The following is a 7,687-nucleotide window of genomic DNA, read 5'->3' on the forward strand; positions in this document are numbered from 1 at the left end:
GCGGCGTCGTCCGACCCGAGGAATCGGGGCGCACACCCTGATGCGCAAGTACAAGTTCCTGGGCACCCCCACGTGGCTCGGCTGGTTCGCGCTGTGCTGCGTAGCTGCGGTGCTGTGCCTCTACCTGGCCCACTGGCAGATGTCCCGCAACGACTACCTGGTCGCGGAGAACGCCAAGATCAGCAAGAACTACGACGCCCCGGCCTATGACTCCGCCCGCGGCATCCCCCTGTTCCAGGACTACGACGACTCGCAGACCTGGCACCCCGTGGAACTGCGCGGCACGTATGTGCCCGAGGAGACCGTGCTGATCCGCAACCGTCCGCACGACGGGCGCGTGGGGTACGACGTCCTGGTCCCGTTCCGCACCGTGGAGGGACCCGTGATCGCGATCGACCGCGGCTGGATCCCCACGGACGACTCCGCGAACGGGATGCCGTCCGCGGTGCCCCCTCCCCGGTCCGGGACCGTGACCGTGACCGCCCGGCTGCGCCCCACCGAGGGCACCGTGGACCGCGGGGCACCCGAGGGCCAGTCCGCCTCGATCGACCTGCCCGCGTTCGCCGAACGCTGGGGTGGCGCGCTGGCCACGGGCGGGTACGGAGAACTGGTCTCCGAGGACCCGCCCTCGAGCGTGACCCCGCAGGCCGGTGAACGACCGGCCATCGAGTACGGTCCGCACCTGTCCTACTCGCTGCAGTGGTACGCGTTCGCGGTGCTGGTGTTCGTGGCCTACGGGTACTCGGCGCGCCAGCACGTGAAGAACCTCGAGTGGGATCGCGCGTACGCCGCGGAGGTGGAACGCCGGTTGGCGCAGTACTACGACGCCGAGGGCAACTACATCGGGGAGATGGACGAGTCGCTGATCATCCGTCAGTTGCAGATGGCCGACGACATGCCCGCGCATCTGAAGTCGCTGTACCGACCCAAGCGCCGTCGGGCCTCCACCGGCGTGAGCAACGAAGACGAGGAGGACGCCCTACTGGACGCCCTCGAGGCCGACAGGCGACACTGAGACGCAGACCCGCGCCCGCTTACGGCACCCGAGGGAGCCGTCCAGGCGGGCGGTCCGCCCGAGCGGACGTTGCCTTGTCGGACGGGTCACCCGTGATGAAGGAGTCGCCGTGAAGATCACCGCCGCCGTGCTCGAGGAGATCGGGCTGCCGCGCCCGTACGCCGAGTCCCATCCGCTGCGCTTCCAGGAGGTGGAGCTCGCGGACCCCGGTCCGGGCGAGCTGCTGATCCAGGTCCGGGCGGCGGGACTGTGTCACTCGGACCTGTCCGTGGTGGACGGCAACCGGGTGCGTCCCACGCCCATGGTGCTGGGACACGAGGCCTCCGGGATCGTGGAGGCGGTGGGTGAGGGTGTCACGGACATCGCCGTGGGTGACCAGGTCACGACCGTGTTCCTGCCCCGCTGCGAGGAGTGCGACCAATGCGCCACGGACGGGAAGCTGCCGTGCGGTCCCGGTTCCCGCAGTAACGACGCCGGGCTGTTGCCCGGTGGTGAGCGCCGATTGCACCGCGGTGAGGAGGAGCTGTTCCACCACCTGGGGGTTTCGGGTTTCGCGACCCACGCGGTGGTCAACCGCCAATCGGTGGTGCCCGTGGACAAGGACGTGCCCCCGGAGATCGCGGCCGTGGTGGGCTGCGCGGTGCTCACGGGCGGCGGCGCCGTGATCAATGCGGGCCGTCCCAACGACGGTGACACGGTGCTCATCGTGGGTCTGGGCGGCGTGGGCATGGCTGCGCTGCTGACCGCGGTCTCGCTCGAGAAGGGCCCGGTGATCGGGGTGGACGCGAACCCGGAGAAGCTCGCGCGCGCCGTCGAACTCGGAGCAAGCGCGGTGTACTCCCCCGAGGAGCTCGCCGAGCAGGGGGTGACGGCGGCCGTGGTGATCGAGGCCGCGGGCCACCCCCGCGCGTTCGAGACGGCGGTCGCGGCGACCTCGCCCGGGGGCATCACGGTGACGGTGGGGTTGCCCTCGCCGGACGCCCGGTCCACGATCTCCCCGCTGGGGCTCACCGCGCAGGCGCGCACGATCGTGGGTTCCTACCTGGGTTCGGCGGTCCCCGCGCGGGATATCCCCGTGTACCTGGGACTGTGGCGGGAGGGGAAGCTACCCATCGAGGAGCTGATCTCCCAGCGGATCGGTTTCGAGCAGATCAACGAGGGTCTCGACGCCCTCGCCGAGGGCCGGGCAGTGCGCCAGGTCGTACTGTTCGAGAACTGAGCCCCGCCGCGCCGGGTGCGGGAGCGGCGTACGTCCCCGCACCGTACGCGCCGCGAAGAGTCCCGCGGCGCGCCAGGCCCGTTGGTCCTCCAGCGGCCGCGGCAGGACGCCCGTGCTACGCGAGGGTGATGAGGTCCTGGTAGTCCTGGCTCCAGAGGTCCTCCACGCCGTCGGGGAGCATGACCACGCGCTCGGGTTCGAGCGCTTCCACGGCGCCTTCGTCGTGGGAGACCAGGACCACGGCGCCCTCGTAACTGTGCAGCGCGTTGAGGATCTCCCGCCGGGACGCGGGGTCCAGGTTGTTGGTGGGCTCGTCCAGCAGCAGCACGTTCGCCGACGACGCTACGAGCGTCGCGAGTGCGAGTCGCGTCTTCTCGCCGCCGGAGAGCACCCCGGCGGGCTTGTCCACGTCGTCGCCCTGGAACAGGAACGAGCCGAGGATCGTGCGCACCTGGGTGTCCTGCAGGTCCGGTGCGGCGCTCTTCATGTTCTCGAGGACGGTGCGCTCGGTGTCCAGGGTGTCGTGTTCCTGCGCGAAGTAGCCGAGTTTCAGGCCGTGACCCGCGACCACCTCGCCGGTGTCCGGGTCCGCCTGGCCCGCGAGCATGCGAAGCAGCGTGGTCTTGCCCGCGCCGTTGAGCCCGAGCACGACCACGCGGGAACCGCGGTCGATCGCGAGGTCCACATCGGTGAAAATCTCGAGTGAGCCGTAGGACTTGGATAGGCCCTTGGCCATGAGCGGGGTCTTGCCGCAATCGGCGGGCTTGGGGAAGCGGATGGCCGCGACCTTGTCCTGCACGCGTTCACCCTCGATCCCGGCTATGAGCCGTTCGGCTCGGCGGATCATCTGCTGGGCGGCCACGGCCTTGGTGGCCTTGGCGCGCATCTTGTTGGCCTGGTCCATGAGCACCCCGGCCTTCTTCTCCGCGTTGGCGCGTTCACGCTTGCGGCGGGCCTGGTCCTGGCCGCGCTGCTGGAGGTAGTTCTTCCACGTCATGTTGTACACATCCACCACGCAGCGGTTGGCATCCAGGTACAACACCTTGTTCACGACCATTTCCATGAGGTCCACGTCGTGGGAGATCATGAGGACCCCGCCCTGGTAGGAACGCAGGAACTCGCGCAGCCACACGATCGAGTCGTGGTCCAGGTGGTTGGTGGGCTCGTCGAGGAGCATGGTGTCCGCGTCCGAGAACAGGATCCGGGCGAGCTCCACACGGCGACGCTGCCCACCGGAGAGCGTGTGCAGGGGCTGGTCAAGCACGCGCTGGGGCAGGTTGAGGTTGCTCGTGATGGTCGCGGCCTCGGACTCCGCGGCGTAGCCGCCGCCGGCCAGGAACTCCGACTCGAGGCGGTCGTAGCGGCGCATGGCCTTGGCCCGCACGGCGTCGTCCTCGGAGGCCATCTCCTCCTCCGCGCGGCGCAGCTTGGTGATCACACCGGCGAGGTTACGCGCGGACAGGATGCGGTCCCGGGCCAGCTGGTCCATGTCATCGACCTTGGGGTCCTGCGGCAGGTACCCGATCGATCCCGACCGCGTGACCTCACCCGCGGCGGGGAGCGTGAGCCCCGCGAGCACCTTGGTCATGGTGGTCTTGCCAGCCCCGTTGCGCCCGACCAGGCCCACCTTGTCGCCCTTGTCCACCCGGAAGTTCACCTCGTCCATGAGCAATCGCGCGCCGGCGCGCAGTTCGAGGTTCGTGACGGTGATCAACGGTGCAGGGCCTTTCGTGGGGCGGTCGAGCGAGTGCTCCCGGGACGACGCCGCACACCGTGCTCGGCGTGCGGCGCCTCGTGGATCGCGCTGGATGGAGGCGCCCGGGACAGACAGAAACCCCGTGGCTGCGGGGTCCTCCACCAGTCTACTCGCGGTCGCAAATCCACTCGACGAGCGGGCGCTGCCGGCGCGCGGGGCACCCGCGACCCATGAGGCGTCGTGCCGTGAGGTGCCGGCGCGGTGCACGGGCCGTGTGACCCGCCGGATGAGCAGGAGCGGTCGGGCGAGCGAGGCTGGGCGGGCGCCGTCGGCCCATACCACCGGGCTCCACTAGACTGCGGACCATGACAGCACCCGCGCGCGACACCCGCACCGTGACCTCATTCGACCTGGCCAACATCGCCGTGTTCGCCGCGCTGACGTGCGTGCTCGCGCTCGCTCCCGCCATCCCCGTGGGTGCGCTCGGGGTGCCCATCACACTGCAGACCCTCGGGGTGTACCTGACCGGCATGATCCTCGGGAGCCGCCGCGGCTTCGCCGCCCTGGCGCTGTACGTGATCGTGGGTCTGCTCGGCGTCCCGGTGTTCGCCGGCTTCGTGGGCGGACCGGCCGTCCTGGGCGGGCCCAGCGTGGGCTATCTGCTCTCCTTCCCGTTCGCCGCCGCCCTCGTGGGTGCACTCGCCCACCGCAGCGTGCGCGCCGAACGCGTACGACGCCGCGCGGGCTCCACCTCCGCAGCCCCCGAACGCCGTGGCGGGCTGGTGATCACACTCTTCGGTGCGGCGCTCGCTGGCCTCGTGCTCTCCCACGTCATGGGCATCGCGGGCATGATGCTCACCGCGGGATTGTCCCTTCGGGCGGCGCTGCTCACCGATCTCGCGTTCGTCCCCGGTGACCTGGTTAAGGCACTCGTGGCGGCCCTGATCGCGGTGGCCGTGCACCGTGCCTTCCCCCGGATGGCCGGGGCGGTCCTCTGAGTGCAGCCCGCACTACGACCGGGCTCCTCCGAGCCCCTGTACTGCGCGGACGTCACCGTCACGGCGCAGGGACCCGCGGGTCCCGTGACCGTCCTGGACCGGGTCACGTGCGAGTTCACCGCGCCGCGCACCGCGGTGGTCGGGCTCAACGGCTCCGGCAAGTCCACGCTGCTGCGGCTGTTCAACGGGCTCGTGACACCAACCTCGGGTGTGGTGCGCACGGGCAGCGTGGACCCCGTGGCCTTCCCCCGGGAGGCCCGCTCGCTCGTGGGGTTCGTGTTCACCGATCCGGCCTCCCAGATCCTGATGCCCACACCGCTCGAGGACATCGAACTGTCCCTGCGGCGTCGCGTCCCGGACCGGGTGCAACGCGCTGAGCAGGCCCTGTCTTGGCTGCGCCGCGTGGGGCTTGAGCACCGCGCACACCACAGCGTGTTCGACCTCTCCGGCGGGGAACGCCAGCTCGTGGCGCTGGCCGCCGTGCTCGCCGTGGAACCCCGGGTGCTCATCCTGGACGAACCCACCACGTTGCTGGACCTGCGCAATCGCCTCAAGCTGCGAGAGCTGCTGGACGGATTACCCCAGCAGCAACTTGTGAGCACGCACGACCTCGACCTCGCCGAGAGCGCCGAGCACGTGGTCGTGGTCCACGAGGCGCGGATCCTCGATCAGGGTCCGCCCGAGCTCGTGCTCCCCCGGTACCGCGCGTGGTGCGCGCACGGTTTCCCCGGGGAGACTGCGTGAGGAGGCCGCGCGCCGACGGCCTGCTGGGCACGTACGTCCCCGGGACCTCGATCCTGCATCGCAGTCCCCTGTGGCTCAAGACCGTGGTGCTGCTCGGCGCGTGCGTGGCGATCATGGCCGTGCGCGCGTGGCCGGTGTCCCTCGCGGCATTCGCGCTCAGCGCGGTGGTGTCCGCGGCCTGTGGTTTGGGGTTACGGCGGTGGGCCCGCTCCCTGCGCCCACTCCTGCTCCTCGTGGGCGTGCTGAGTCTCTACCACCTCGTGGCCAACGGTCCGGCCCGCGCGGCGGACGTCGTGCTCTCCCTGCTGGCCGTCGTGGGGATCACCCGGTTGCTCATCACCACCACACCGCTGCCCCGACTCATCGACGGCCTGGTCACCCTGTGCGCACCGCTGCGCCGGCTGGGTGTGGACCCCGAGCGGGTGGGGCTCGCGGTCTCACTCATGATCCGTTCGGTGCCCTGGTTGTTCGGCGTGCTCTCCGGGCTGCGCGACGCCGCCGCGGCACGCACCGTGCGCCCGTCCCCCGTGCAGCTCGTGACACCGGCCGTGATCGCGACCGTGGACTACGCGCACCGCACCGGGGAGGCGCTCGCCGCGCGCGGACTCGAGTGAGCCCCCGCGCACGCGACGCGGAGGCCGTCCGACGCGCCACGTCGCGGCGCCACGGCCCCGTACCGCGCGGTTGCCCCGGTGGGGCCCTATGCTTCCCCCATGAGTTTCAATGACAACTCCCAGCTCAACGGCGGCCGCGTGGGTTCGGGCGGCGGTGGCCGCGGGATCGCCGTGGGAGGCGGGCTGGGCGGCGCCGTCCTGCTGTTGCTCGCGGGACTGTTCTTCGGCCAGGACGGCATCGATGCGCTCACTGGCGGCAATCAGGACGACACCCAGAGCACGCAACAGGTGGACTCCGGGCTCGCGGACCGCTGCCGAACGGGCGAGGACGCCAACCGGGACACCGAGTGCCGCATGGTGGCCACGGTCCAGTCCCTGGACCAGTTCTGGGGAGGGTACTTCCCCGAGGCTACGGGCAGGAAGTACTCGTTGCCGCAGGTGGAACTGTTCCGCGGGACCGATTCCACGTCCTGCGGCCAGGCGTCCTCCGCGACCGGCCCGTTCTACTGCCCGCCGGACTCCACGGTCTACCTGGACACCGGCTTCTTCGACCAGATGCGCAGCCAGTTCGGCGCGGACGCCGACGCCCTGGCCCAGGAGTACGTCATGGCGCACGAGGTGGGGCACCACGTGCAGAACCTGCAGGGCACCCTGGGCCGGGCGCAGCAGGACCCGCACGGCGCGACGTCGGCCGCCGTGCGCACCGAGCTGCAGGCCGACTGCTATGCGGGGATGTGGGCGCATCACGCGACCGAGCCCGGCGGGGCCGTCCAGTTGGAACCGATCACGCGCACGCAGCTCGCCGACGCGATCGAGGCGGCCGGGGCGATCGGTGACGACCGGATCCAGGAGACCACCCAGGGTCGCGCGAACCCGGAGTCCTTCACCCACGGCACCTCGGCGCAGCGCCAGGCGTGGTTCCTCACCGGCTACCAGACCGGGGACATCCGCGCGTGCAACACGTTCACTGCCTCGGACCTGAACCGTCCTGCGGCCCTGACGTAACCGTTCACACATCGTCATCCGGTGCGGCACGCCCGGGCCCACTTCGTCGCGTACCTCGGCCAGCGCGGTCAGGGACACCGGGGCCCGGCCCAGTTGCCGGCCGCCGTGGTTCGAGACCACCAGAACGTCGGCGCCCACGCTCAGGGCCCGGCGGGCGTCGTCGGCGGTGAGCACGCCCCCGGTCTCACCCCCCGCATGCATGAACCGCGTGAACCCCGTGGGTGCGATCCGGGTTGAAGGAGCCGAGGCGCATGAGGGGTTTCAATTCGGTCAGCTGGGGTAGTTGGCGTTGCAGGGAGCATCTCCCGATCCGGACGTGGGCCGCGGGCCCGACATGGGACGTGATCGAGGAACAGGTCGCCCAGAACCTGGCCCCCACCGTGGACGAGTGGCACG

Annotated in this window: 7 protein-coding genes and 1 pseudogene; 6 read left to right on the forward strand and 2 right to left on the reverse strand. The window is 70.6% G+C overall.

Going from position 1 to position 7,687, the window contains the following annotated elements:
- Both A5728_RS01425 and A5728_RS01430 read left to right on the forward strand, forming a co-directional pair.
- Nucleotides 1-1,015, forward strand: a 1,015-nt coding sequence (locus A5728_RS01425; RefSeq protein WP_369795597.1) for an SURF1 family protein, incomplete at its 5' end; no start/stop codon positions are given.
- Nucleotides 1,016-1,124: 109 nt separating this feature from the next.
- Nucleotides 1,125-2,234: an alcohol dehydrogenase catalytic domain-containing protein gene (locus A5728_RS01430; RefSeq protein ID WP_064845365.1), complete on the forward strand. Its 1,110-nt coding sequence runs from the start codon at nt 1,125-1,127 to the stop codon at nt 2,232-2,234.
- A 115-nt stretch (nt 2,235-2,349) separates the two neighbouring features.
- Here A5728_RS01430 and abc-f read toward each other — a convergent pair whose 3' ends face one another.
- The gene (abc-f, locus tag A5728_RS01435) at nt 2,350-3,948 is read right to left on the reverse strand and encodes a ribosomal protection-like ABC-F family protein (RefSeq protein ID WP_064845366.1); all 1,599 of its coding nucleotides are present in this window, start codon (nt 3,946-3,948) and stop codon (nt 2,350-2,352) included.
- 347 nt (nt 3,949-4,295) lie between these two features.
- Here abc-f and A5728_RS01440 point away from each other — a divergent pair, with 347 nt between their 5' ends.
- The 4 genes from A5728_RS01440 (at nt 4,296) to A5728_RS01455 (ending at nt 7,291) form a co-directional block, all read left to right on the forward strand.
- Nucleotides 4,296-4,928 carry a biotin transporter BioY gene (locus A5728_RS01440; protein ID WP_064845367.1) on the forward strand — a complete coding sequence of 211 codons (633 nt, stop codon included), beginning with the start codon at nt 4,296-4,298 and terminating at the stop codon, nt 4,926-4,928.
- On the forward strand, nt 4,929-5,672 hold the full coding sequence (locus tag A5728_RS01445) for an energy-coupling factor ABC transporter ATP-binding protein (RefSeq protein ID WP_231885436.1): 744 nt from the start codon (nt 4,929-4,931) through the stop codon (nt 5,670-5,672).
- Entirely contained in the window at nt 5,669-6,286 is a 618-nt protein-coding gene (locus A5728_RS01450; protein WP_064845368.1) for an energy-coupling factor transporter transmembrane protein EcfT, read from the forward strand. The genes A5728_RS01445 and A5728_RS01450 overlap by 4 nt, the downstream gene beginning before the upstream one ends.
- Nucleotides 6,287-6,385: 99 nt before the next feature.
- On the forward strand, nt 6,386-7,291 hold the full coding sequence (locus A5728_RS01455; protein WP_064845369.1) for a neutral zinc metallopeptidase: 906 nt from the start codon (nt 6,386-6,388) through the stop codon (nt 7,289-7,291).
- A gap of 26 nt (nt 7,292-7,317) precedes the next feature.
- Here the strand turns inward: A5728_RS01455 and A5728_RS13295 are convergent.
- A pseudogene (locus A5728_RS13295) lies at nt 7,318-7,468 on the reverse strand (alpha-hydroxy-acid oxidizing protein); the annotation flags it as partial.
- Nucleotides 7,469-7,687: the final 219 nt, after the last annotated feature.

The organism is Kocuria sp. ICS0012, assembly GCF_001665945.1.
Lineage (GTDB): Bacteria > Actinomycetota > Actinomycetes > Actinomycetales > Micrococcaceae > Kocuria > Kocuria marina.

Coding starts and splice junctions, on each gene's coding strand:
- A5728_RS01455 (WP_064845369.1), top strand. CDS start 6,386: ATGAGTTTCAATGACAACTCCCAGCTCAACGGCGGCCGCGTGGGTTCG.
- A5728_RS01440 (WP_064845367.1), top strand. CDS start 4,296: ATGACAGCACCCGCGCGCGACACCCGCACCGTGACCTCATTCGACCTG.